This window comes from Burkholderia perseverans (assembly GCF_022870505.1).
Taxonomy (GTDB): Bacteria; Pseudomonadota; Gammaproteobacteria; order Burkholderiales; family Burkholderiaceae; genus Burkholderia; species Burkholderia plantarii.
The window spans coordinates 664,743-690,231 of record NZ_CP045094.1 but is presented as its reverse complement, the minus strand read 5'-3'; the positions used below and the strand labels follow the sequence as shown (position 1 = coordinate 690,231).

22 protein-coding genes are annotated in these 25,489 nt (G+C 70.1%); 12 read left to right on the top strand and 10 right to left on the bottom strand.

Annotation, left to right across the window (positions count from 1 at the left end):
* The first annotated feature begins 111 nt into the window (after nucleotides 1-111).
* Complete coding sequence (gene aroG, locus BpN12_RS17700) at nucleotides 112-1,185, top strand: 3-deoxy-7-phosphoheptulonate synthase AroG (RefSeq protein ID WP_246796800.1); 1,074 nt, start codon at nucleotides 112-114, stop codon at nucleotides 1,183-1,185.
* 127 nt (nucleotides 1,186-1,312) lie between these two features.
* Here aroG and hmpA read toward each other — a convergent pair whose 3' ends face one another.
* Both hmpA and BpN12_RS17690 read right to left on the bottom strand, forming a co-directional pair.
* Nucleotides 1,313-2,545, bottom strand: coding sequence for an NO-inducible flavohemoprotein (hmpA, locus tag BpN12_RS17695; protein WP_246796799.1), 1,233 nt, complete (start codon nucleotides 2,543-2,545; stop codon nucleotides 1,313-1,315).
* 170 nt (nucleotides 2,546-2,715) lie between these two features.
* Nucleotides 2,716-3,267 carry a cob(I)yrinic acid a,c-diamide adenosyltransferase gene (locus BpN12_RS17690; protein WP_246796798.1) on the bottom strand — a complete coding sequence of 184 codons (552 nt, stop codon included), beginning with the start codon at nucleotides 3,265-3,267 and terminating at the stop codon, nucleotides 2,716-2,718.
* 481 nt (nucleotides 3,268-3,748) lie between these two features.
* Between BpN12_RS17690 and BpN12_RS17685 the strand changes: the two genes are divergently transcribed.
* From BpN12_RS17685 to proC, 6 genes are all read left to right on the top strand, one after another.
* Nucleotides 3,749-5,164, top strand: a complete 1,416-nt coding sequence (locus tag BpN12_RS17685) for an FAD-binding oxidoreductase (RefSeq protein WP_246796797.1) — start codon at nucleotides 3,749-3,751, stop codon at nucleotides 5,162-5,164.
* Nucleotides 5,161-6,684, top strand: coding sequence for an FAD-linked oxidase C-terminal domain-containing protein (locus BpN12_RS17680; RefSeq protein WP_246796796.1), 1,524 nt, complete (start codon nucleotides 5,161-5,163; stop codon nucleotides 6,682-6,684). Before BpN12_RS17685 ends, BpN12_RS17680 begins: the two co-directional genes overlap by 4 nt.
* Nucleotides 6,685-6,794: 110 nt before the next feature.
* A complete protein-coding gene (glcE, locus tag BpN12_RS17675) occupies nucleotides 6,795-7,883 on the top strand; it encodes a glycolate oxidase subunit GlcE (protein ID WP_246796794.1) in 1,089 nt (362 codons plus the stop codon).
* Nucleotides 7,884-7,887: 4 nt separating this feature from the next.
* Nucleotides 7,888-9,114: a glycolate oxidase subunit GlcF gene (gene glcF, locus BpN12_RS17670; RefSeq protein ID WP_246796793.1), complete on the top strand. Its 1,227-nt coding sequence runs from the start codon at nucleotides 7,888-7,890 to the stop codon at nucleotides 9,112-9,114.
* Nucleotides 9,115-9,237: 123 nt separating this feature from the next.
* Nucleotides 9,238-9,948, top strand: coding sequence for a YggS family pyridoxal phosphate-dependent enzyme (locus BpN12_RS17665; protein WP_246796792.1), 711 nt, complete (start codon nucleotides 9,238-9,240; stop codon nucleotides 9,946-9,948).
* Between the two features lie 26 nt (nucleotides 9,949-9,974).
* A complete protein-coding gene (gene proC / locus BpN12_RS17660) occupies nucleotides 9,975-10,790 on the top strand; it encodes a pyrroline-5-carboxylate reductase (RefSeq protein ID WP_246796791.1) in 816 nt (271 codons plus the stop codon).
* Between the two features lie 185 nt (nucleotides 10,791-10,975).
* Here the strand turns inward: proC and ubiA are convergent, their stop codons facing one another.
* The 8 genes from ubiA to recG form a co-directional block, all read right to left on the bottom strand.
* The gene (gene ubiA / locus BpN12_RS17655) at nucleotides 10,976-11,839 is read right to left on the bottom strand and encodes a 4-hydroxybenzoate octaprenyltransferase (protein ID WP_246796790.1); all 864 of its coding nucleotides are present in this window, start codon (nucleotides 11,837-11,839) and stop codon (nucleotides 10,976-10,978) included.
* 129 nt (nucleotides 11,840-11,968) lie between these two features.
* Nucleotides 11,969-12,421 (bottom strand): winged helix-turn-helix transcriptional regulator, encoded by a 453-nt coding sequence (locus tag BpN12_RS17650; RefSeq protein WP_246796789.1) that lies wholly within the window; start codon nucleotides 12,419-12,421, stop codon nucleotides 11,969-11,971.
* Nucleotides 12,422-12,631: 210 nt separating this feature from the next.
* Nucleotides 12,632-13,120, bottom strand: a complete 489-nt coding sequence (locus BpN12_RS17645; protein WP_246796788.1) for a Dps family protein — start codon at nucleotides 13,118-13,120, stop codon at nucleotides 12,632-12,634.
* A gap of 165 nt (nucleotides 13,121-13,285) precedes the next feature.
* Entirely contained in the window at nucleotides 13,286-13,459 is a 174-nt protein-coding gene (locus BpN12_RS17640) for a hypothetical protein (protein WP_246796787.1), read from the bottom strand.
* Between the two features lie 126 nt (nucleotides 13,460-13,585).
* Entirely contained in the window at nucleotides 13,586-15,046 is a 1,461-nt protein-coding gene (locus BpN12_RS17635; protein ID WP_246796786.1) for a catalase, read from the bottom strand.
* Nucleotides 15,047-15,121: 75 nt separating this feature from the next.
* Entirely contained in the window at nucleotides 15,122-15,244 is a 123-nt protein-coding gene (locus BpN12_RS33315; protein ID WP_280529154.1) for a hypothetical protein, read from the bottom strand.
* Between the two features lie 178 nt (nucleotides 15,245-15,422).
* Complete coding sequence (locus BpN12_RS17630; protein ID WP_198250267.1) at nucleotides 15,423-16,382, bottom strand: hydrogen peroxide-inducible genes activator; 960 nt, start codon at nucleotides 16,380-16,382, stop codon at nucleotides 15,423-15,425.
* Between the two features lie 199 nt (nucleotides 16,383-16,581).
* The gene (gene recG / locus BpN12_RS17625; RefSeq protein ID WP_246796784.1) at nucleotides 16,582-19,086 is read right to left on the bottom strand and encodes an ATP-dependent DNA helicase RecG; all 2,505 of its coding nucleotides are present in this window, start codon (nucleotides 19,084-19,086) and stop codon (nucleotides 16,582-16,584) included.
* Nucleotides 19,087-19,263: 177 nt separating this feature from the next.
* On the opposite strand from recG, the gene queA reads away from it, so the two are divergent.
* The 5 genes from queA (at nucleotide 19,264) to secF (ending at nucleotide 25,374) form a co-directional block, all read left to right on the top strand.
* Nucleotides 19,264-20,316, top strand: a complete 1,053-nt coding sequence (gene queA / locus BpN12_RS17620; RefSeq protein ID WP_246796783.1) for a tRNA preQ1(34) S-adenosylmethionine ribosyltransferase-isomerase QueA — start codon at nucleotides 19,264-19,266, stop codon at nucleotides 20,314-20,316.
* Nucleotides 20,317-20,436: 120 nt separating this feature from the next.
* On the top strand, nucleotides 20,437-21,651 hold the full coding sequence (tgt, locus tag BpN12_RS17615) for a tRNA guanosine(34) transglycosylase Tgt (protein WP_246796781.1): 1,215 nt from the start codon (nucleotides 20,437-20,439) through the stop codon (nucleotides 21,649-21,651).
* Between the two features lie 281 nt (nucleotides 21,652-21,932).
* The gene (gene yajC, locus BpN12_RS17610) at nucleotides 21,933-22,259 is read left to right on the top strand and encodes a preprotein translocase subunit YajC (RefSeq protein WP_042623898.1); all 327 of its coding nucleotides are present in this window, start codon (nucleotides 21,933-21,935) and stop codon (nucleotides 22,257-22,259) included.
* 108 nt (nucleotides 22,260-22,367) lie between these two features.
* Nucleotides 22,368-24,404: a protein translocase subunit SecD gene (gene secD / locus BpN12_RS17605; protein ID WP_246796779.1), complete on the top strand. Its 2,037-nt coding sequence runs from the start codon at nucleotides 22,368-22,370 to the stop codon at nucleotides 24,402-24,404.
* Nucleotides 24,405-24,420: 16 nt separating this feature from the next.
* Nucleotides 24,421-25,374, top strand: coding sequence for a protein translocase subunit SecF (gene secF, locus BpN12_RS17600; protein ID WP_246796778.1), 954 nt, complete (start codon nucleotides 24,421-24,423; stop codon nucleotides 25,372-25,374).
* Nucleotides 25,375-25,489 lie beyond the last annotated feature (115 nt).

Genomic DNA, 25,489 nt, shown 5'->3' with positions numbered 1-25,489 from the left:
GGTTCAGCAACTCCGGCGCCGATGAACCCGGCCGCATCCAGGCCACACCGATCGATACCCGCAACGGCCGAGCGCGACCGCCCCGGCGACGCGACACTGGAGAACACAAGCATGCCCCCGCACAACACCGACGATGTCCGGATTCGCGAATTGAAAGAACTGACGCCGCCCAATCACCTGATCCGCGAGTTCCCGTGCTCGGAAGCCGTGGCGGAACTGATCTACAGCACGCGCCGCTCGCTGCACCGGATCCTGCACGGCATGGACGACCGCCTGGTGGTGGTGATCGGCCCGTGCTCGATCCACGACACGAACGCCGCGGTCGATTACGCGAAGCGGCTCGTCGAACTGCGCCGGCGCTTCCAGGACGATCTCGAGATCGTGATGCGCGTCTACTTCGAAAAGCCGCGCACCACGGTCGGCTGGAAGGGGCTCATCAACGATCCGCACCTCGACAACAGCTTCAAGATCAACGAAGGGCTGCGCACCGCGCGCGAGCTGCTGCTGCAGATCAACGAGCTGGGCCTGCCGGCCGGCACCGAGTTCCTCGACATGATCAGCCCGCAGTACATCGCCGATCTCGTGTCGTGGGGCGCGATCGGCGCGCGTACCACCGAGTCGCAGGTCCACCGCGAACTCGCCTCGGGCCTGTCGTGCCCGGTCGGCTTCAAGAACGGCACCGACGGCAACGTGAAGATCGCCGTGGACGCGATCAAGGCCGCCTCGCAGCCGCACCATTTCCTGTCGGTGACCAAGGGCGGCCACTCGGCGATCGTCTCGACGGCCGGCAACGAGGACTGCCACGTGATCCTGCGCGGCGGCAAGACGCCGAACTACGACGCCGAGAGCGTCAACGTGGCCTGCGCCGACATCGGCAAGGCCGGCCTCGCCGCGCGCCTGATGATCGACGCGAGCCACGCCAACAGCTCGAAGAAGCATGAGAACCAGATTCCGGTCTGCGCCGACATCGGCCGCCAGCTCGCGGCCGGCGACGAACGGATCGTCGGCGTGATGGTGGAATCGCACCTGGTGGCCGGCCGCCAGGACCTGACGCCGGGCTGTCCGCTGACCTACGGCCAGAGCATCACCGACGCCTGCATCAGCCTGGACGACAGCGTCAAGGTGCTCGAAGGGCTGGCCGACGCCGTCAAGGCACGCCGCGTCGCGCGCGGCAGCGGCAACTAAGGCCCACGCCACGAAGCACGAAGGGCCGGGCGCCTCGCGGCGCACCGGCCCTTCCCTCGCCGCGACACGCATCGCCCGGGCCTGCCGGCGGCAGCCCGGGCGATCTGCCGTCAGGCATCTCGCCTCATCATTCCACCGCGCCCGAACCGAAGATCTCGGTATGCACGCGCGCCGCGGCGACGCCGAGCGCGAGCAGCGCGTCGCGCTGCGCGGTCATGAAGCCGACCGGCCCGCAGAGATAGTAGTCGGCATCGGGCAGCACGGCCGCGCGCAGTTCGGCCGGCGTGAGCCGTCCTTCGCGGTCGTGATCGACGCCGGCCTCGTCGTCCGGGCCGACGATCTCGTACAGCACGTGGCGCGTCGTGTCCGGGCGGCTCGCCACCAGCGCGTTGAGCCAGTCGCGGAACGCGTGGACGCGGCCCGAGCGGCAGGCGTGGACGAAATGGAGCGGCCGCCGGCTGCCGGCCGCGGCCAGCGCCGAGGCCATCGACACCATCGGCGTGATGCCGACCCCGCCCGAAATCAGCACGACCGGCGTGTCGGCCTCGCGCGCGAGCGTGAAATCGCCCATCGGCGCCGACACCTCGACGATCGCCCCTTCCTCGACGCCGTCGTGCAGCAGCGTCGACATCTTCCCGGCCGGCACCGCGGCGCGGCGCCCCGCGTCTCGCCCCGCTTCTCTCCCCGCCTCGCGCTTCACCGAGATCCGCAGCCACTTGCCGTTCGGCAGGTCCGACAGGCTGTACTGGCGCGGTTGGTCAACGCCGAGTTCGCCGATATAGCGCTTGACCGAGATGTACTGGCCCGGCTCGAAGTCCGGCGCGACGCCGCCGTCGGTCGGCTCCAGGTAGAACGAGGTGATCTCGTCGCTTTCGCGCACCTTGCGCGCGACCCGGAACGGCCGGTAGCCGGTCCACGGCGCCTGCGCGTAGAGCCGCGCCTCGACCCCGGTCAGGATCTGCACGAGCTGCGCGTAGGCGGCCCGCCAGGCATCGAGCGTCGGCGCGTCCACCGCCTCGCCGAGCACCTCGACGATCGCGGCCAGCAGGTTTTCGCCGACGATCGGGTAATGCTCGGGCCGCACCGACAGGCTCACGTGCTTGTGCGCGATGCGCGAGACCGTGCCGCCGAGCGCGCCGAGATTGTCGATGTTCGCCGCATAGGCCCACACCGCGCGCGCCAGCGCCTCGGGCTGGCCGCCGCCGGCCTTCTGGTGCGACTGGTTGAACAGGTTCCGCAGTTCGGGATGGTGGTGAAACATCCGCTGATAGAAATGCTGCGTGATCTTCGGTCCTTGGGCGGCAAGCACCGGGGCGGTTGCCTTGACACGGTCCATCTGCTCGGCGGTGAGCGTCGTCATCGTTGTTCTCCGTTGGGGGGGGGGCTGATTTAAAGATGCATTCACAATACATCTTTAAGGCCGAATATCGAGATGGACAAATTGCCGCAGCCGCAACGATTCCGCCCGGTATTGCCGTCGATGTCCACGCCGCGGCGGCGCGACCGCCCGCGCCGCCTCCGGCGCCCGCTTCAATCGGGCCGGCCGCGCTCCCAGAGCACGTCGCTGCCGCCGGCCGCGCGGTTCAGCACGCGCGCGAACACGAACAGCAGGTCCGAGAGCCGGTTGACGTAGCGGCGCGGCGTCGGCGCTACCTCGCCGGCCGCGCCGAGCGTCACGATCGAGCGCTCGGCACGCCGGCACACGGTCCGGCAGACGTGCGCGAGCGCCGCCGCGCGCGAGCCGCCGGGCAGGATGAACTCCTTGAGCGGCGGCAGCTGCGCGTTGTAGTAGGCCAGCCAGTCGTCGAGCCGCGCCAGGTGCGCGTCGGTCATCGCCACGTGGCCCGGGATGCAGAGTTCGCCGCCGAGGTCGAACAGGTCGTGCTGGATCGCCGACAGCGCGCCGCGCAGCGCCTCGGGCAGCGGCTCGGCCAGCAGCACGCCGAGCTGCGAGTTCAGTTCGTCGACGTCACCGATCGCCGCGATCCGCGCGTCGTCCTTGCCGACCCGGCTGCCGTCGCCGAGGCCGGTCGTGCCGTCGTCGCCGGTGCGGGTTGCGATCTTGCTCAGGCGGTTGCCCATCTCGTGTCCTCGTCGTGTCGTGTTGGTGACGTGCGCGATCGGCGCTCACTGCGCTTTCGTGCCGTTTTCAGCGTGATGCGTCTGCGTGGAGTTCGCGCCGCTTCCTGCCGCTTCCTGCCGCCTTCTGCGTCGATTCCCGCTCCGGCTCGCCCGCCGGTCCTGCCTCGCGGCAGATTCCTCGCGGGTGGCCGGCTACGCAGCGCACCGGCTCGCATCCGACGCCGCCGGACGGGCGGATCACGGCAGCCGACGGCGCTCCGGACCCTCCCATCGAGCCGCGAACCGGACCCCAAACCGGACCCCAAACCGCGCCGCCATTATCCCAGCGCCCGCCGCGGCGCGGCAGCGGGCTTTGCGCGTAGAATGATTCGCCGGTCGCCGCGCACCGCCTTCGAGCCCCCTCCCACGCAGGTCCGAAGCCGGCCCGTCGGCCACCGCGCGCAACGAACGAACCCGAACAAATCGCCCCAAGGAGACACGCGTGAACCATCCCGCCCCCCCGGCGTCGCTGCGCCGCCCGTTCCCCGATGCGCTGCGCGCGGCGCTCGTCGCCGCGTTCGGCGAGCGCGTGTCGACCTCGGAAGCGGTCCGCGCCCATCATGGCCGTGACGAATCGCCGTTCGATCCCGAACTCCCCGATGCCGTCGTGTTCGCGCAGAGCGCCGACGAGGTCGGCACCGTCGTCACGCTGTGCGCGCAGCACGACGTACCGCTGATCCCCTACGGCGCCGGCTCCTCGCTCGAAGGCCACCTGCTCGCGGTGCGCGGCGGCGTCTCGCTCGACGTGTCGCGCATGAACCGCGTGCTGTCGATCGACGCCGACGACCTGACCGTGACGGTCGAGCCCGGCATCACGCGCAAGACGCTCAACGAGGCGCTGCGCGACACCGGCCTGTTCTTCCCGATCGACCCGGGCGCCGACGCGAGCATCGGCGGCATGACCGCCACGCGCGCCTCGGGCACCAACGCCGTGCGCTACGGCACGATGCGCGAGAACGTGCTCGGCCTGACCGCCGTGCTGGCCGACGGCCGCGTCGTGAAGACCGGCAGCCGCGCGCGCAAGTCCTCGGCCGGCTACGACCTCACGCGCCTGTTCGTTGGCTCCGAGGGCACGCTCGGCGTGATCACGGAAGTCACGCTGCGCCTGCATCCGCTGCCCGAAGCGGTGTCGGCCGCGATCTGCACGTTCCCGTCGATGGGCGACGCGGTGCGCTCGGTGATCGAGACGATCCAGATCGGCGTGCCGATCGCGCGCGTCGAATTCGTCGACGCGCTCGGCGTGCGCGCCATCAACCGCCACTCGAACCTGACGCTCGCCGAGGCGCCCACGCTGTTCTTCGAATTCCACGGCACCGAGGCCGGCGTGCGCGAGCAGGCCGAGCGCGTGCAGGAACTGGCCGCGCAGAACGGCGGCCAGGGCTTCGAATGGGCGACGCGCCCCGAGGACCGCACGCGGCTCTGGTCGGCGCGCCACAACGCGTTCTTCGGCATGCTGCAGCTGAAGCCCGGCTGCCGCGCGGTGACCACCGACGTCTGCGTGCCGATCTCGCGGCTCGCCGAGTGCGTCGAGGAAACCGAGCTCGACCTGCGCGCCTCGACGCTGCCCTGCCCGATCGTCGGCCACGTCGGCGACGGCAACTTCCACGTCGCGATCCTGATCGATCCGGCGAAGCCGGAAGAACTCGAGGAAGCCGAGCAGATCAACCAGCGCATCGTCGAGCGCGCGCTGCGCATGGGCGGCACCTGCACCGGCGAACACGGCGTGGGCCTGCACAAGATGCGTTTCCTCGCGGCCGAGCACGGCGAGAACGCCATCGAGGCGATGCGCGCGATCAAGCTCGCGCTCGACCCGCGCAACCTGATGAACCCCGGCAAGATCTTCAGCCTCGACGCATGAACGCCGCCGAACCCGCGATCCACCAGGCCGATACCGATACGCGCCCCGACCCGGCCGGGCGGGCGCAGCGCCAGCGCGAGGTCGTGCAGGCGCTGATGGCGGTGCTGCCGAGCCACTGCCTGCTGCACCGCGACGAGGAAACCGCCGCCTACGAGTGCGACGGCCTCGCCGCCTGGCGGCGGCTGCCGCTCGCCGTGGCGCTGCCCGAGACCGAATCGCAGGTGCAGCGCATCGTGCAGATCTGCCGCCGCATGAACGTGCCGATCGTGCCGCGCGGCGCCGGCACCAGCCTGTCGGGCGGCGCGCTGCCCCACGAGGGCGGGATCGTGGTCTCGCTCGCGCGCTTCACGCGCATCGTCGAGGTCGACTCCTATGCGCGCACCGCCACGGTCCAGCCCGGCGTGCGCAACCTCGCGATCTCGGAGGCCGCCGCGCCCTACGGGCTCTACTACGCGCCCGATCCGTCCTCGCAGATCGCCTGCACCATCGGCGGCAACGTCGCCGAGAATTCGGGCGGCGTCCACTGCCTCAAATACGGACTGACGGTCCACAACGTGCTGCGCGTGCGCGCGGTGACGATCGACGGCGACGTGGTCGAGTTCGGCTCGCTCGCGCTCGACACGCCCGGCCTCGACCTGCTGGCCGTGATGATCGGCAGCGAGGGCATGTTCGCGATCGTGACCGAGGTCACGGTGCGGCTGATCCCGAAGCCGCAGGCCGCGCAGCTGGTGATGGCGAGCTTCGACGACGTCGTCAGGGGCGGCCAGGCGGTGGCCGCGATCATCGCCGCCGGCATCGTGCCGGCCGGGCTCGAGATGATGGACAAGCCGGCCACCCAGGCGGTCGAGGCGTTCACGCAGGCCGGCTACGATCTCGACGCGGCCGCGATCCTGCTCTGCGAATCGGACGGCACGCCCGACGAGGTGATCGAGGAGATCGCACGCGTCACCACGGTGCTGCAGGAGAACGGCGCGACGCGCATCCAGGTGTCGCGCTCGGAGAGCGAGCGGCTGCGCTTCTGGTCGGGCCGCAAGAACGCGTTCCCGGCCGCGGGCCGCATCTCGCCCGACTACTACTGCATGGACGGCACGGTGCCGCGCCGCGCGATCGGCCCGCTGCTCGCGCGCATCGAGCAGATGGAGGCCCGCTACGACCTGCGCTGCATCAACGTGTTCCACGCCGGCGACGGCAACATGCACCCGCTGATCCTGTTCGACGGCAACGATCGCGACCAGCTGCATCGCGCCGAGCTGTTCGGCGCCGAGATCCTCGAGAGCTGCGTCGAGCTGGGCGGCACGGTGACGGGCGAGCACGGCGTGGGCGTCGAGAAGCTCAACTCGATGTGCGTGCAGTTCTCGCCCGAGGAGCGCGACGCGTTCTTCGCCGTCAAGCGCGCGTTCGACCCGGCCAACCTGCTGAACCCCGACAAGGGCATCCCGAGCCGCGCGCGCTGCGCCGAGTACGGCCGCCTGCACGTGCGCGGCGGGCTGCTGCCGCATCCCGAGCTGCCGCGCTTCTGAACGCCCGGGCGGCGCGGGCCGCGGGATCCCTAGGGAGTTCGCCCGACTGTCGGCGCCGATGGCGCCGGTACAATCGAGGCACAAAAAATTTGAGGACGAGGCGGCACCGGATGGAACACGACGACATCGTCGCGCACTGGGCCGAACGCATCCGCGCGGCGGCCGCCGACGGCCGCGGCCTGCGGATTCGCGGCGGCGGCACGAAGGACTGGTACGGCGAGTCGCTCGACGGCGAGATACTCGACACGCGCGCGCATCACGGCATCGTGTCGTATGACCCGGCCGAGCTCGTGATCACCGCGCGGGCCGGCACGCCGCTCGCGCAGATCGAGGCCGAGCTTGCCGCGCATGGCCAGATGCTGGCGTTCGAGCCGCCCGGCTTCGGCGCCGCGGCCACCTTCGGCGGCGTGATCGCGGCCGGCCTGTCCGGCCCGCGCCGCGCCAGCGCCGGCGCGGTGCGCGACTTCGTGCTCGGCGTCACGCTGATGAACGGCCGCGGCAGCGTGCTGCGCTTCGGCGGCCAGGTCGTCAAGAACGTCGCCGGCTACGACGTGTCGCGGCTGATGGCGGGCTCGCTCGGCACGCTCGGGCTGATGCTCGACCTGTCGGTGAAGGTGCTGCCGGTGCCGGTGGCCGAGCTGACGCTGAAGTTCGACATGAGCGCGACCGACGCGGTGCGCAAGCTCAACGAATGGTCGGGGCATCCGTTTCCGGTCAGCGCGAGCGTCTGGCGCTTCGGCACGCTGGTGCTGCGGCTGTCGGGCGCCGAGGCCGCCGTGAAGGCCGCCAAGGCCACGCTCGGCGGCGAGGCGGTGGACGCGGTCGAGGCCGAGCGGTTCTGGGAAGGCGTGCGCGAGCAGGACGACCCGTACTTCAACATCCTCGCGCCGGGCCACGCGCTGTGGCGCCTGTCGCTGCCGTCGATCACCGAGCCGCTGCACCTGCCCGGCTCGCAGATGATGGAATGGGGCGGCGCGCAGCGCTGGTGGATCACCGACGCCGACGCGCAGACGGTGCGCATGAGCGCGAAGCAGGCGGGCGGCCACGCCACGCTGTACCGCGCCGGCAGCGGCTACGATCGCGGCGCCGGCGTGTTCACGCCGCTGGCCGGCCCGCTCGCGGCGATGCATCGCGGCCTGAAGGCCGCGTTCGACCCGGAGCGCGTGTTCAATCGCGGCCGGCTCTACCCCGACCTCTGAGCCCATGCAGACGAATCTCGCCGACTTCATCCGCAATACGCCCGACGGCGACGAAGCCGAATCGATCCTGCGCAAGTGCGTCCACTGCGGCTTCTGCACGGCGACCTGCCCCACCTACCAGCTGCTCGGCGACGAGCTCGACGGCCCGCGCGGACGCATCTACCTGATCAAGCAGACGCTCGAAGGCGCGCCCGTCACGCGCAGCACCCAGCAGCACCTGGACCGCTGCCTGACCTGCCGCAGCTGCGAGAGCACCTGCCCGTCGGGCGTGCAGTACGGGCGGCTGGTCGAGATCGGCCGCCAGCAGGTGGACGCGCGCGTGCCGCGCCCGCTGTCGCAGCGCCTGATGCGCCGCGCGCTCGCCAGCTTCGTGCCGAACGCGGCGCTGTTCGCGCCCGCCATGCGGCTCGGCCAGCAGCTGCGCCCGCTGCTACCGCGGCGGCTGCGCGACAAGGTGCCGGCCCGGACCCGGCCGCTCGAATGGCCGAGCGCGCGCCATCCGCGCAAGATGCTGATGCTGGCCGGCTGCGTGCAGCCCGCGATGATGCCGAACGTCAACATCGCGACGGCGCGCGTGCTCGACGCGCTCGGCATCGAGACCGTGATCGCGCCCGAGGCCGGCTGCTGCGGCGCGATCCGGCTGCACCTGAACTACCGCGACGAGGCGCTCGCCGACGCGCGCCGCAACATCGACGCGTGGTGGCCGTTCGTCGAGCAGGGCGTCGAGGCGATCGTGATGAACGCGAGCGGCTGCGGCGCGACCGTGCTCGAATACGCGCACCTGCTGCGCGACGACGCCGCCTACGCCGACAAGGCGCGCCGCATCGTCGAGCTGACCCGGGACGTGTCCGAGCTGCTGGCCGGCTTCGAGACGCGGCTCGTCGCGCTCGCCCGGCATCGCGCGCTGCAGCCCGTCGCCTACCATCCGCCCTGCACGCTGCAGCACGGCCAGCAATCGCGCGGCAAGGTCGAGCGGCTGCTCGAGGCGCTCGGCGTCGAACTGCGCCTGCCGGCCGACAGCCATCTCTGCTGCGGCTCGGCCGGCACCTATTCGCTGACCCAGCCGGCGCTGTCGTACAAGCTGCGCCGGCAGAAGCTCGCGAAGCTCGGCGAGCTCGACCCGCAGCTGATCGTGTCGGGCAACGTCGGCTGCATCACCCACCTGCAGAGCGGCACGGCCACGCCCGTGATGCACTGGGTCCAGCTGGTCGAGCAGTTGCTCGACGATTGACGCAGTCGCGGCGCGCGCGCCGCCATGCCGCGCCGGGGCCGCCCGCGACCGGACGCGCTCCGTATAATGGGCCGTGCCGCGTTCGCGCGGCGCCCTTTTCGTTTTCCGACCATCCTTCCGCGTATGTCCGATCTCGCCGCCCGTCTCGCCTCCGTCCACCGCCGCATCGACGATGCGGCCCGTTCCGCCGGCCGCGCGCCGGGCGACGTCGCGCTGCTCGCGGTGTCGAAGACGTTCCCGGCCGAGGCCGTGCGCGCCGCCCACGCGGCCGGCCAGCGCGCGTTCGGCGAGAACTACGTGCAGGAATCGCTCGACAAGATCGCCGCGCTCGCCGATCTGCGCGCCTCGCTCGAGTGGCATTTCATCGGGCCGCTGCAATCGAACAAGTCGCGCGCGGTGGCCGAGCAGTTCGACTGGGTGCATTCGGTCGACCGCCTGAAGATCGCCCAGCGTCTGGCCGAACAGCGCCCCGCGCACCTGCCGCCGCTCAACGTCTGCGTGCAGGTCAACGTCAGCGGCGAGGCGACCAAGAGCGGCGTCGCGCCGGCCGAGGTCGCCGCGCTCGCGCAGGCCATCGCGGCGCTGCCGACGCTGCGTCTGCGCGGCCTGATGGCGATTCCCGAACCGGCCGGTGACCTCGCGGCGCAGCGCGCCCCGCACCGCGTGCTGCGCGAGCTGTACGACACGCTGCGCGCCGGCGGCCTCGCGCTCGACACGCTGTCGATGGGGATGTCGGCCGACCTCGAGGCGGCCGTGCTCGAAGGCGCGACGATCGTCCGGATCGGCACCGCGATCTTCGGCGCCCGTGATTATTCGACGCCGAGCGCGTCCTGACCCTTCGCTCCCTCCTTCCAACCATCATGAAAATTGCATTCATCGGCGGCGGCAACATGGCCTCCGCCCTGATCGGCGGCATCGTCAAGCGCGGCACCGCCGCGCCGGACTCGCTCTACGTGATCGATCCCAACGACAGCTCGCGCACCAGGCTGCGCGAGACGTTCGGCGTGCGCACCGGCGAGGCGATCGACGCCACGCTGGCCGGCTACGACGCGATCGTGCTGGCGGTCAAGCCGCAGGTGCTCGGCGAAGTCGCGAAGACGCTCGCGCCGCATCTGGGCGGCGCGCTCGTGATCAGCATCGCGGCCGGCATCCGCGCGGCCGACCTGTCGCGCTGGCTCGGCGGCTACGCGCGCATCGTGCGCACCATGCCGAACACGCCGGCGCTGGTCGGGATGGGCGTGACGGGCCTCGCCGCGCTGCCGGGCGTGGACGCGGCGGGCCGCGACCTCGGCTCGGCCGTGCTCGGCGCGGTCGGCGAGACGGTCTGGTTCGACGACGAGGCGAAGCTCGACGCCGTCACCGCGATCTCGGGCAGCGGCCCCGCCTACGTGTTCTATTTCATCGAGGCGCTGCAGGACGCCGCGCGCCAGCTCGGCATGAGCGACGAGCAGGGCCGCGCGCTGGCGGTGGCGACGTTTACCGGTGCGGCGCAGCTGGCCGCTCATTCGGGCGAGCCGGCCGGCGTGCTGCGCGAGCGCGTGACCTCGAAGGGCGGCACGACGGCGGCCGCGCTCGCGGCGTTCGACGCGCAGGACCTGAAGCAGGCGATCGTGCGCGGCGTGCTGGCCGCCGAGGCGCGCGCGCGCGAACTCGGCGACGAGCTGGGCGGCGCGTAAGCCGACGCGGCGGGCATGCCGGACCGCGGACGCCACGGCGGCCGTGCAGCGGCCCGGCGCCCCGCCGGCAACGCGTACAGAAAATCCTCCGGCGCCTCCCCGGCGCCGTAAACGACGAAGCGGCCTTTCCGGCCGCTCCGTGCTTTTCACCTCACCGGCCGCCCGCTGCGGGCCGGCCGCCGCGCTCAAAGCGCGGCCACCACGTAGTGCGCGGCGATCCCGACGAACAGCGCGCCGCCGAGCCAGTTGTTGTGCAGGAACGCGGCGAAGCACTTCATGCGGTCGCGATCCTTGATCAGCGTGTAGTGGTAGACCGAGCAGCCGAGCGCGACGGCCCAGCCGAGCCAGTAGAGCGGCCCGAAGTGCTCGACCAGGCCGACCCAGACGTAGATCGCGAACACCATCGCGTAGCAGAGCATGATCGCCAGCACGTCGTGGCGGCCGAACGTGATCGCCGAGGTGCGCATGCCGATCTTCAGGTCGTCGTCGCGATCGACCATCGCATAGGCGGTGTCGTAGGCGACCGACCAGAACACGTTGGCGGCCAGCATCACCCAGGCGATCAGCGGCACGGTGTCCTGCACGGCCGCGAACGCCATCGGGATCCCGAAGCCGAACGCGATGCCGAGGTAGGCCTGCGGGATCGCGAAGAAGCGCTTCATGAACGGATAGGTGCCGGCGATGATCACGGCTACCACCGACAGCTCCTTCGTCAGCAGGTTGAGCGGCAGGATCAGCAGGAACGCGGCGATCACGAGGCCCGCCGCGATCACCACCGCCTCCCATGCGCGGATCCTGCCCGAGGCCAGCGGCCGGTCCACGGTGCGCTTGACGTGGCTGTCGAAATCGCGGTCGGCGTAGTCGTTGATCGCGCAGCCGGCCGAGCGCATCAGCAGCGTGCCGACGATGAAGATCACCAGCAGCAGCGGCGAGGGCCGCCCGTTCGAGGCGATCCACAGCGCGTTCAGCGTCGGCCACAGCAGCAGCAGGCTGCCGATCGGCTTGTCCATCCGGACCAGCTTCAGATAGAGGGGGAAACGGGCAAACATGTCGGGATTCCACCACGGAAACGATGGCGGCATTGTAACGCGCATGGCCGCGCGGCCTCGCCTCGCCGCCGACACGCGGCCTGCGGCCGGGCAAGGCCGGACGTGGTGCGGACAGGCACGGTGGCCCGGTCAGGCGTCGTCCCCCTTCACGACCACCGTGTCGGCCGCCGCCAGCGGCCGGCCGTCGTGCGCGAGCGGGCGCATCGGCGCGACCGGCCGGCCGCCGTCGCGCTCGACCAGCCGCGAATGCGCGTCGCCGGGCGCGAACAGCTGCGCCTCGCCCCACTGCCGCAGCGCGACGATCACCGGAAACAGCGCGCGGCCGCGCTCGGTCAGCTCATAAGCCTGATAGGCCGAGCCGTCGGCGGCCGGCGCGAGCGCCAGCACGCCGGCGCCGACCAGCGCCTGCAGCCGGTCGGCCAGCATGTTGCGGGCGATGCCGAGATTGCGCTGGAATTCGCCGAAGCGGCGCATGCCGTCGAACGCGTCGCGCACGATCAGCAGCGACCAGCGATCGCCGATCACGTCGACGGCGCGCGCGACGGGACAGGTGGCGGACTGCGGATCGGGACGTCGGCTCATGCGGATTTCGGGGTTCGGTCTCGGAGTGGCGGGCGGCCTGCCGTGTACACGGGGGCCGGCGCCGGGGCACGGAAGCGCTCGCGGGCATTGTAAACCGGCACCGCCCGCGCCCGCCGCCTCCGCTATCGTCCCGGCCGAGGACGAAAAAAAACCTCCCGCGCGAGCGGGAGGTTCGGCCGCGATGGCGGCGTGCGCGCCTGCTGCAATCGCTTATTGCAGCAGCGAGCGCAGCATCCAGGCGGTCTTTTCATGCGTCTGCAGACGCTGCGTGAGCAGGTCGGCGGTCGGTTCGTCGCCCGCCGCGTCGGCGTCCGGGAACAGCGCGCGCGCCGTGCGCACCACCGTCTCGTGGCCCTCGACGAGCTGGCGGATCATGTCTTCCGCGACCGGCACGCCGCTCGCTTCCGGCACCGAGGTCAGCTTCGCGAAGTCGCCGTAGGTGCCCGGCGCGACCACACCCAGCGTGCGGATCCGCTCGGCGATCGAATCGACCGCGAGCCAGAGCTCGTTGTACTGCTCCTCGAACATCAGGTGGAGCGTGTTGAACATCGGCCCCGTGACGTTCCAGTGGAAATAGTGGGTCTTCAGATACAGCGAAAACGTATCGGCCAGTAGCCGCGACAGGCCTTCCGCGATCTTCTTGCGGTCCTTGTCGCTGATGCCGATGTTGATCTGCGTTGCGTTGCCCTTTTTGGCCATGTTGCTGACTCCTTGTCGATGAGTTGAACCGGCGAAACGCGTCGAGAAATACCCCGATGGTGTTGCCTGAAACGGTCGATTCAAGCCCGCCCAGTGTAACGTAGAACGCCCGAAAGGGACGGATGAGCGGCACCGGCCGGGCGCCTTGCCGGCGCGGGTGCGCCGTCAAGCCGCGCCGTGCAGACGCGCTGCGGCCTGCGCGGCCAGCGTGACGATGCCGGCGAACGTCACCGCGAAGCCGAAGGTCTGGCGAAACGCCGAGGTGGCCGCCCGATTGACGGCGACGGCGCGGGGCCCGGCGGGCTGCCCGGCCTGCGGGTGCTGGCGTGGCGTGTCCATGTTACGTTCTCCTGCGAATGTCGTGACATGCCGCTCGCGGCGGCGGATGGTCCCGGAGCGGCCGATAGCGGCATACTCCGCTCCGGGGCGGAACGACGGAGGCGGCGCACACCCCGCCGCCGGGTGTCAGGCGGACCGCGCCCGGGCCGCCGCGATCTCGTCGATCGCCTGCTTCACGCCTTCTGCGTAGGCCGGATCGATCTTCTCGAAGTGGGCGAGCGCGTCCGCGACGATTTCGGCCGGCACGCCGTCGATGTGACGCGCGATGTTGCCGAACAGGCGCGCCTTCTCGGCGTCGCTGAACAGCCGGAACAACGCGGCCGGCTGGCTGTAATAGTCGTCGTCCTCGCGGTGATCGTAGTGATCGACCGCGCCGCCCTGCCATGCCGGCTCCTGCGCGCGGCGGTCCTGCGCGAAATCGCCGTGACGGTTCGGCTCGTAGTTCACGGTGCCGCCGAGGTTGCCGTCGGTGCGCATCGCGCCGTCGCGGTGGTACGAGTGGAACGGGCAGCGCGGCGCGTTCACCGGGATCTGGTGGTGATTGATGCCGAGCCGGTAGCGCTGCGTATCGCCATACGAGAACAGGCGGCCCTGCAACAGGCGGTCCGGCGAAAAGCCGATGCCCGGCACCACGTTGGCCGGCGTGAACGCGGCCTGCTCGACGTCGGCGAAATAGTTTTGCGCGTTGCGGTTCAGCTCGATGGTGCCGACCTCGATCAGCGGATAGTCCTGGTGCGGCCAGACCTTCGTGATGTCGAACGGGTTGTACGGCACCGTGGCCGCGTCCGCCTCGGGCATCACCTGGATCTTGAACGCCCAGCGCGGGAAGTCGCCGCGCTCGATGCTGCCGATCAGGTCGCGCTGCGCGCTCTCGCGGTCGGCGGCGACCACCGCCGCCGCTTCCGCGTCGGTGTAGTTCTCGATGCCGTTCAGCGACTTGAAGTGGAACTTCACCCAGAAGCGCTCGCCGTCGGCGTTCACGAGCGAATAGGTGTGCGAGCCGAAGCCGTGCATCTGCCGGTAGTTCCTCGGAATCCCGCGATCGCTCATCAGGATCGTGACCTGGTGCAGCGATTCGGGATGACGCGTCCAGAAATCCCAGGCGGCCACGTTGCTGCGCAGGTTCGTGTACGGGTCGCGCTTCTGCGTGTGGATGAAGTCGGGGAACTTCAGCGGATCGCGGATGAAGAACACCGGCGTGTTGTTGCCGACCACGTCCCAGTTGCCTTCCTCGGTGTAGAACTTGATCGAGAAGCCGCGCACGTCGCGCTCGGCATCGGCCGCGCCGCGCTCGCCGGCCACCGTGGAAAAGCGCATGAAGAGCGGCGTCTCGGTACCGGCCGCCGCGAACAGCTTCGCCTTCGTGTAGCGGCTGACGTCGTGCTCGACCTTCAGCACGCCGAACGCGCCGGAGCCCTTGGCGTGGACGCGCCGCTCGGGGATCACCTCGCGGTCGAAATGGGCGAGCTTCTCGATCAGCCACACGTCCTGCAGCGCGACCGGGCCGCGCGCTCCGGCGGTCATCGAGTTCTGGTTGTCGGCGACGGGGGCGCCGGAAGCAAGGGTCAAGGTTTTGCGGTCGCTCATGGCGGACTCCTGGATCAGGTGAAATTCGGAAACGGAACCGGCAGCGCGGGCGGATGGCCCGCGCTCCGGGCGCGCTCAGGCGCCGAGCAGACGACCTTCGAGGTACGCGAACGCGAGCGGCCGCAGGCGGCGGATCACGGCGCGGGTCCGGGAAAGCGCGCGAGCCGGGGCGGCGGCGGGGCGGGAAGATGTCGTCATGGCGGGCTCCGTGGTTCGGGTTCGGGACCGGCGGTGAACTGTCCGGCGGGTCACCTCGGGCAACCCATGGAGGCCATCATAAAAAATCCTATCGAATTCGTATATTTAATTGAATTCATCTATTCGATAGGCAAAATAAAACCGGGACGGCTGGCGCCCCGGTTTTCACGCGCGACGCTCAGTTCAGCGTGGCGGGCATGTCGAGCTTGGCGACGCCGGGCAGCGTGCAGGCCGAGATCGCCTCGCTGATCGCGTCGATCGCCGGCATGCGCGTGAAGCTCTTGCGCCACACCAGCACCACGCGGCGGTCCGGTACCGGCTCGTCGAACGGCACGTAGGACAGCAGGTCCGAATCGGTGTTGTTGGCGGTCGGCCCGATCTCGGCCACCGACATGCGCGGCAGCACGGTGATCCCGACCCCGCTCGCCACCATGTGGCGGATCGTCTCCAGCGACGAGCCCTCGAAGGTCTTCTGGATGCCGTCGGCCGTCTGCGAGAAGTGCATCAGCTCGGGGCAGACGCCGAGCACGTGGTCGCGGAAGCAATGGCCGTTGCCGAGCAGCAGCATGGTTTCCTGCTTGAGGTCGGCCGCGTCGATCTTGCGGCGCTTTGACCACGGATGGCTCGACGGCAGCGCGACCACGAACGGCTCGTCGTAGAGCGGGCGCACCATCAGCCCGGTCTCGGGGAACGGCAGCGCCATGATCGCCGCGTCGATCTCGCCCTGCTTGAGCAGCTCGAGCAGCTTGAGCGTGTAGTTCTCCTGCAGCATCAGCGGCATCTGCGGCACGCGGCGGATCATCTGCTTGACGAGCGTGGGCAGCAGGTACGGCCCGATCGTGTAGATCACGCCGAGCCGGAACGGCCCGACCAGCGGATCCTTGCCCTGCTTGGCGATCTCCTTGATCGCGAAGGTCTGTTCGAGCACGCGCTGCGCCTGCGTGACGATCTGGTCGCCGATCGGCGTCACGCTCACCTCGCTCGCGCCGCGTTCGAAGATCTGCACGTTCAGCTCGTCCTCGAGCTTCTTGATCGCGACCGACAGCGTGGGCTGGCTTACGAAGCACGCTTCGGCCGCGCGGCCGAAATGCCGCTCGCGCGCAACCGCGACGATGTATTTGAGTTCAGTAAGCGTCATTGTGGGTCAATCAGGTGGATGCAAACGATAGCTTTAATTTATACACCGGATAGACCCATTTCGCCAACCTTCTTGATCGTCATATTTTGCGGCAGGTAGTCCGCCGCTCCCGGGGACGGATCGAACGCGGCCCGGGGCGGGACGGTGAAAGCCCCGCCGGGCGGCCTTCCCGGCGAGGTCGCGGCCCGGCGCGCGCCCGTCAGGCCTTCAGGAACTGCTCGCGCGCGCCGAGCCAGCGTGCCAGATGCTGGGTCACCACGTCCGGATGGCGCGCGATCAGCACGCCGGCCGCCTCGCGGGCCGGCTCGATCAGCCAGCCGTCCTGCTCCAGGTCGGCGAAACGCAGCATCGCGGCGCCGGATTGCCGCGCGCCGAGGAACTCGCCGGGGCCGCGGATTTCCAGGTCGCGGCGCGCGATCTCGAAGCCGTCGTTGGTCTCGCGCATGGTCTTCAGGCGCTCGCGGCCGGCGATCGACAGCGGGCCGCTGTACATCAGCACGCAGGCCGAGGCCGCCGTGCCGCGCCCGACGCGCCCGCGCAGCTGGTGCAGCTGGGCGAGGCCGAAGCGCTCGGCGTGCTCGATCACCATCAGCGAGGCGTTCGGCACGTCCACCCCGACCTCGATCACGGTGGTTGCCACCAGCAGCTGCACCTCGTTGCGCGAGAACGCCTCCATCACGGCCGCCTTCTCGGCCGGCGCGAGGCGCCCGTGGACCAGCCCGACCTGGATGCCGGGCAGCGCCGCGGCGAGCGTCTCGTAGGTTTCCACGGCGGTCTGCAGCTGCAGCGTCTCGCTCTCCTCGATCAGCGGGCACACCCAGTACACCTGCCGCCCGCCCAGCGCGGCGTCGCGCACGCGGCCGATCACTTCCTCGCGGCGCGCGTCGCCGATCAGCTTGGTGACGATCGGGCTGCGGCCCGGCGGCAGCTCGTCGATGGTCGAGACTTCCAGGTCGGCGTAGTACGTCATCGCGAGCGTGCGCGGGATCGGCGTGGCCGACATCATCAGCTGGTGCGGCTGGAAGCCGGCCGGGCCGCCCGCCTTGGCGCGCAGCGCGAGCCGCTGGGCCACGCCGAAGCGGTGCTGCTCGTCGACGATCACGAGGCCGAGCCGCGCGAACTCGACGCCGTCCTGGATGATCGCGTGAGTGCCGATCACGAGCTGCGCGGTGCCGAGCGCGGCGGCCTCGATCGCCGCGCGCTTGTCCTTCGCCTTCAGGCTGCCGGCCAGCCACGCCACCGTCACGCCGAGCGGTTCGAGCCAGCCGCGCAGCTTGCGCGCATGCTGCTCGGCGAGGATCTCGGTGGGTGCCATCAGCGCGGCCTGGTAGCCGGCGTCGATCGCCTGCGCGGCGGCCAGCGCCGCCACCACCGTCTTGCCGCTGCCGACGTCGCCCTGCAGCAGCCGCTGCATCGGGTGCGGCTGCGTGAGGTCCTGCGAGATTTCGTCGACCACGCGCGTCTGCGCGCCGGTCAGCGCGAACGGCAGCGCCGCGAGCAGCCGCGCGGCCAGCGAGCCGGCGTCGGCCGGCGCGCGGCGCGGCATGGCGGGCGCCGCGCGCGTGCGGCGCTCCTCGTGCGCGCGCTTGAGCGAGAGCTGCTGCGCGAGCAGTTCGTCGAACTTGATGCGGATCCAGGCCGGATGCGTGCCGTCGATCAGCGCGGTCTCGTCGTCGTCGACGGCCGGGTGATGGAGCTGGCGCACCGCGTCGGCCAGCGCCGGCACGCCGAGCGGCTGCAGGTAGGCGGCGGCCACCTCGGGCGGCAGCAGTTCGGGCAGCGGCGTGCGCGACAGCGCATTGTCGATCGCCTTGCGCAGATAGGCCTGCGAGACGCCGGCCGTGCTCGGGTAGACCGGCGTGAGCGCCTGCGACAGCGGGGTATTCTCGTCGACCACGCGCACCGCCGGATGCACGATCTCGAGCCCGAAGAAGCCGCCGCGGATGTCGCCGCGCACGCGCAGCCGCTGGCCCACCGCCATCTGCTTGACCTGCGAGCCGTAGAAGTTCAGGAAGCGCAGCACCAGTTCGGCGCCGTCGTCGTCGCGCAGCTTGACGAGCAGCTGGCGGCGCGGGCGGTAGGTGATCTCGTTGTCGTAGACCACGCCCTCGGTCTGCGCGACTTCGCCGGGCAGCAGTTCGCGGATCGGCGTGAGCGTGGTCTCGTCCTCGTAGCGCATCGGCAGATGCAGCACGAGGTCGATCGAGCGCGTGAGGCCGAGCTTGGCGAGCTTGTCGGCGGTCTTGACGAGCTTGGCGGGCGCGGCCTTGGCCGGCCTGGCGGCTTTCGCGCCCTTGGGCGGCGGCGTGCCCGCATCGGCGGCATCGGCGGGACCGTCGGCCGATGCGGCGTGGTTGCCGGCCGGCACGTCGCCGTCGGGCGCGTCGCCGTCGGGCGCGGCGCCGCTGGCCTGTCGGCGACCACGCCGGGCCGGCGTCTTCGGCGGTGCGCCGGCATCACCCGGATCCGTCGCTCGCGCCGCATCGGGGCCGCCTTTGCTCCCCTCGCCGCGCGAGGCGTCGGCTGCTTCCACGGCGGGCTCGGCGAGCCGTCCGTCGCGGCCGCGCCGCGGCGCGCGGCTGCGTGTCGGCGGCTCCGCCGGAGCACGTGGCGCGCCGCCGTGGCCGTCCTCGCGCGCGGCGTCGCCGAACCCGGCATCGGTGGCGGCGACGGAGGAAACGGAGCGGCGGGCGGGTACGGGCATCGGATCGGAAGTTCGCAAGGGACAAGCAACGTACAATAACGGCTTTGACGTCGCGCGACCGGGCGGCGCCCGCGAGCCGCGCGACCCCGCCATCATAGCGGCTCGCGCCGGCGCTGCGCGGCATGCACGCCGCCGCGCCTCCCGCCGCGCCCCGGCCCGGCCCCCATTTCCCAGTTCATGTTCAAGCTTTCCGATTTCGATTTCGACCTGCCGCCCGAGCTGATCGCGCAGACGGCGCTGCCCGAGCGCAGCGCGAGCCGGCTCCTCGAGGTGGACGGCGCCGCCATGCCCGCGCGGCTCGTCGACCGCCGCTTCACCGAGCTGCCCGACTGCCTCGCCGCCGGCGACCTGCTGGTGTTCAACGACACCAAGGTGTTGAAGGCGCGCTTCTTCGGCCAGAAGGCGAGCGGCGGCCGGATCGAGGTGCTGGTCGAGCGCGTGACCGGCCCGCGCACGGCGCTGGCGCAGATCCGCGCCAGCAAGAGCCCGCTGGCCGGCACCACGCTGACGCTGGCCGACGCGTTCGAGGTGACGGTCGGCGAGCGCGTCGAGCCGTTCTTCACACTGCATTTCCCCGACGACTGCCTGACGCTGATCGAGCGCCACGGCCGCCTGCCGCTGCCGCCCTACATCGAGCACGACCCCGACGCGACCGACGAGACGCGCTACCAGACCGTGTTCGCGAACAATCCCGGCGCGGTGGCCGCGCCCACCGCCGGCCTGCACTTCGACGACGCGCTGCTCGCCACGCTGCGCGCGCGCGGCGTTGAAACGGCCACGCTCACGCTGCACGTGGGCGCGGGCACGTTCCAGCCGGTGCGCGTCGACGACATCGCCGAACACAGGATGCACAGCGAGTGGTACGAGCTGACCGACGCGCTGGTCGAGCGGATCGCGGCCACGCGCGCGCGCGGCGGCAAGGTGATCGCGGTCGGCACCACCTCGATGCGCGCGCTGGAAGCGGCCGCGCGCGACGCCGAGGCGGCCGGCCGGCCGCTCGCGGCCACGCGTGCCGAGACCGACATCTTCATCACGCCGGGCTACCGGTTCCGCGTGGTGGACCGGCTCGTCACCAATTTCCATTTGCCGAAATCGACGCTGCTGATGCTGGTGTCGGCGTTCGCCGGCATCGAGCCGATCCGCGCCGCGTACCGCCACGCGATCGCCGGACGCTACCGCTTCTTCAGCTACGGCGACGCCATGCTGCTGACGCGGCGCGAGCCCGACTGACGCCGCGTCCCACCCGGTGCCCCAGCCTTTTTCCGCCGCCGGCGCGTTGCGCGCACCGGCGGCATCCGCAACCACTCGCAACGCGCGCCGGACTGTCTTCCGGTGGCCAGGAGTACCCGAATGACCGATCGCCAACCGGAATCCGTGTCGCCCCACGTACCGCCCGACAACGGGCTGAAATTCGACCTGCTGACGACCGACGGCCACGCGCGCCGCGGCCGCGTCACGCTGAACCACGGCGTGGTCGAGACGCCGATCTTCATGCCGGTGGGCACCTACGGCACCGTCAAGGCGGTGCAGCCGCGCGAGCTGCGCGAGATGCAGGCGCAGATCATCCTCGGCAACACGTTCCACCTGTGGCTGCGCCCCGGCCTCGAGACGATCGGCGCGCACGGCGGCCTGCACCGCTTCATGGGCTGGGACAAGCCGATCCTGACCGACTCGGGCGGCTTCCAGGTGTTCTCGCTCGGCGACCTGCGCAAGATCACCGAGGACGGCGTGACGTTCGCCTCGCCGATCAACGGCGACAAGCTGTTCCTGTCGCCTGAAGTATCGATGCAGATCCAGAAGGTGTTGAACTCTGACGTCGTCATGCAGTTCGACGAATGCACGCCCTACGCCACCGACAACGTGCCGACCACCCACCGGGAGGCGGCCGAGTCGATGCGCATGTCGCTGCGCTGGGCGAAGCGCTCGCTCGACGAATTCAACCGGCTCGGCAACCCGAACGCGCTGTTCGGGATCGTGCAGGGCGGCATGTTCGAGGATCTGCGCGACGAGTCGCTGGCGGGCCTCGCCGCGCTCGACTTCCACGGCTACGCGATCGGCGGGCTATCGGTGGGCGAGCCGAAGGAGGACATGATGCGCGTGCTGCGCCACGTCGGCCCGAAGCTGCCGGCGCACAAGCCGCACTACCTGATGGGCGTGGGCACGCCCGAGGATCTGGTCGAGGGCGTGGCCAACGGCGTCGACATGTTCGACTGCGTGATGCCGACCCGCAACGCGCGCAACGGCTGGCTGTTCACGCGCTTCGGCGACGTGAAGATCCGCAACGCGACGCACCGCAACTCGCTGAAGCCGCTCGACGAGAGCTGCGACTGCTACACCTGCCGCAACTTCACGCGCGGCTACCTGCATCATCTGCACCGCGTGGGCGAGATCCTCGGCGCGCAACTGAACACGATCCACAACCTGCACTACTACCTGAAGCTGATGAGCGAGATCCGCGAGGCGATCGAGACGCATGCGTTCGACGCGTTCCGCGCGCGCTTCGCGGCCGACCGCGCGCGCGGCGTCGATGCCGAGCCGGTCGCGCCGGCGGCGGCGGGCGGATGACGGTCATGAACAACCGCGGCAGCCCGCGGAAGTCGCGCCGCCGCGGCATTCGTCATACGCTTGTCGAATGCCGCGGCGATGCTCCCGGGACCGCGTTTTTCGCGGGTCGCACCGGCCGTGGGCACCCCGACACATTACACTCTGCTTTCGCGAAACACGGCAAATCGCCGGAACCCGGCTTAACAGCTTGATCCCAAAGCGCATTTGCGATGCCGTCGCGTTTTTCGCCGGTGGTAGAATAGCCGGCTTATTTTTCTGATCATCCCAACGGAGAGACCAAGGTGTCGTTCATTTCCAATGCATTCGCGCAAGGCGCCGGCGGTGGCGCCGAATCGAGCCTGATGAGCTTTCTGCCGCTCGTCCTGATGTTCGCGGTGCTCTACTTCATCATGATCCGCCCGCAAATGAAGCGCCAGAAGGAGCATCGCAATATGCTCGCCGCGATGGCCAAGGGCGACGAGGTCGTGACGAACGGCGGCCTGGTGGGCAAGGTCACGAAGGTCGGCGAGGCCTACGTCGGCGTCGAGGTGTCGGAAGGCACCGAGATCACGGTCCAGAAGTCGGCCGTGACGACGATCCTGCCGAAGGGCACGATCAAGTCGCTGTAAGCGGTACCCCGAGCGTCCGGCGCCCTCGCGGCCCGTGCGAACGACGCGCGGGCCGCGAGGGCGCCGGACGCGACGCTTTCCAAGCCAACTTTCCCGTTCGGCCCTTTCATGAATCGTTACCCACTCTGGAAATATGTCGTGATGGTCGTCGCGCTCGCGATCGGCCTTCTGTACACATTGCCCAACTTCTACGGCGAGGCGCCGGCGGTACAGGTGTCGAGCGGCAAGGCCACGGTCAAGATCGACTCGGACACGCTCGCCCAGGTCGAGGCGGCGCTCACGGCCGCCAGGATCACGCCGGACGACGTCACGTTCGACAACTCGGCGAACAACGCGAACATCCGCGTGCGCCTGAAGGACACCGATACCCAGCTGCACGCGAAGGATCTCTTGCAGAAGGCGCTCAACAGCGACCCGAGCGATCCGCAATACGTCGTCGCGCTGAACCTGCAGAGCGCCTCGCCGCGCTGGCTGACCGCGCTGCACGCGCTGCCCATGTACCTCGGCCTGGACCTGCGCGGCGGCGTCCACTTCCTGCTGCAGGTCGACATGACGGGCGCGCTGAACAAGAAGCTCGATTCCGACGCCACCGACGCGCGCACCCAGCTGCGCGATCGCGGCCTGCGCGACGGCGGCGTGAACCGCGTCGACCAGTCGGTGGTCGCGAACTTCGCCAACCAGGACACCGCCGAGCAGGCGCGCCGCTTCCTGGCGGGCTCGATCGCCGAACTGCAGTGGGCCACGCAGCCCGGCGGCGGCGGCTACCAGGTGGTCGGCACCTTCACGCCGGCGGTCCAGCAGGCCGTGGAAGATGCCGCGCTGAAGCAGAACCTGACCACGCTGCACAACCGCGTCAACGAACTTGGCGTGTCCGAGCCGATCCTCCAGCAGCAGGGGCGCGACCGCATCGTGGTCGAACTGCCGGGCGTGCAGGACACGGCGAAGGCGAAGGACATCATCGGCCGCACCGCCACGCTCGAAGCACGCCTCGCCGACCCGGTCAACCTGCATCCGAACCCGACCGACCCGGTGCCGCCGGGCGACGAGCTGTTCACGCAGGGCAACCAGGCGCCGGTGCTGCTGCGCAAGCAGGTGATCTTCACCGGCGACCGCATCATCGACGCGTCGGCCGGCTTCGACGAGCACAACCGCCCGTCGGTCAACATCCGCCTCGACTCGAACGGCGGCCGCGCGGTGCGCACGGTCTCGCGCGAGAACATCGGCAAGCCGATGGCGATGGTGCTGTTCGAGAAGGGCAAGGGTGAAGTGCTGACGGTCGCGACGATCCAGTCCGAACTCGGCGACCGCTTCCAGATCACCGGCCAGCCGACCCCGCAGGCCGCGGCCGACCTCGCGCTGCTGCTGCGCGCCGGCTCGCTCGCCGCACCGATGGACATCATCGAGGAACGCACCATCGGCCCGAGCCTCGGCGCCGACAACATCCGCATGGGCGTGCATTCGGTGATCTGGGGCTTCGTGGCGATCACGATCTTCATGGCCGCCTACTACCTGCTGTTCGGCGTGGTGTCGGTGATCGGCCTGTCGGTCAACCTGCTGCTGCTGGTGGCCGCGCTGTCCGTGATGCAGGCCACGCTGACGCTGCCCGGCATCGCCGCGATCGCGCTCGCGCTCGGCATGGCGATCGACTCGAACGTGCTGATCAACGAACGCGTGCGCGAGGAGCTGCGCAACGGCGCCTCGCCGCAGATCGCGATCCAGCAGGGCTACGCGCATGCCTGGGCGACGATTCTCGACTCGAACGTCACCACGCTGATCGCCGGCCTCGCGCTGCTCGCGTTCGGCTCCGGCCCGGTGCGCGCGTTCGCGATCGTCCACTGTATCGGCATCCTGACCTCGATGTTCTCGGCCGTGTTCTTCTCGCGCGGCCTCGTGAACCTCTGGTACGGCGGCCGCAAGAAGCTCAAGTCGGTCTCGATCGGCCAGGTCTGGAAGCCGGCGGCCGCCGCCGCGCCGGGCGCGGGCCAGGCGCTGCTCGACCAGGACGGCGACGCCGGCACCGCGAAGCCGGCCCGCCCGGCCGCCAAGGCCGCGAACGCCGGCAACCCGGCGCGCGGCGCGAAGCCGGTGGCGCGCCGCCGCTCCGGCCCCGGCGTCCCGCCGAAGAAGCCGGGCTCGTCCCAATAAGCGCCGGAGAACGCACATGGAATTTTTCCGCATCCGTAAAGACATCCCGTTCATGCGGCACGCGTTGGTCTTCAACGTGATCTCGCTCGTGACGTTCCTGGCCGCCGTGTTCTTCCTCGTGCATCGCGGCCTGCACCTGTCGGTGGAGTTCACCGGCGGCACCGTGCTGGAAGTGCAGTACCAGCAGACGGCCGAACTCGAGCCGGTGCGCGCCGCGCTCGGCAAGCTCGGCTACGCCGACGCGCAGGTGCAGAGCTTCGGCACCTCGCGCAACGTGATGATCCGCCTCGCGCTGAAGTCGGGCCTGACCTCGGCGCAGCAGAGCGACCAGGTGATGGCGGGCCTCAAGGCGCAGAACCCCGACGTGCAGCTGCAGCGCGTGGAGTTCGTCGGCCCGCAGGTCGGCAAGGAACTGGCCACCGACGGCCTGCTCGCGCTCGCCTGCGTGGTGGTCGGCATCGTGATCTACCTGTCGTTCCGTTTCGAGTGGAAATACGCGGTGGCCGGCATCATCGCCAACCTGCACGACGTGGTGATCATTCTCGGCTTCTTCGCGTTCTTCCAGTGGGAGTTCTCGCTGTCGGTGCTGGCCGCGGTGCTGGCCGTGCTCGGCTACTCGGTCAACGAGTCGGTCGTGATCTTCGACCGGATCCGCGAGACGTTCCGCCGCGAGCGCAAGATGACCGTGCAGGAAGTGATCAACCACGCGATCACGAGCACCATGTCGCGGACCATCATCACGCACACCTCGACCGAAATGATGGTGCTGTCGATGTTCTTCTTCGGCGGCCCGACACTGCACTACTTCGCGCTGGCGCTGACGGTCGGCATCATGTTCGGCATCTATTCGTCGGTGTTCGTGGCCGGCTCGCTGGCGATGTGGCTCGGCATCCGCCGCGAGGACCTGATCCGCGGCGACAAGAAGGGCGCGCACGATCCGAACGATCCGAACGCGGGCGCGCAGGTCTGACGCGCGGCGCTCCCCGTTCAGACAACCGGCCCGCCTGGGCTAATGCCGTTCAGTTAAGGTTCTTTCTGAGGAACCGAACGGCATAACGAGCAGGACGGGACTTGACGGCCCGATC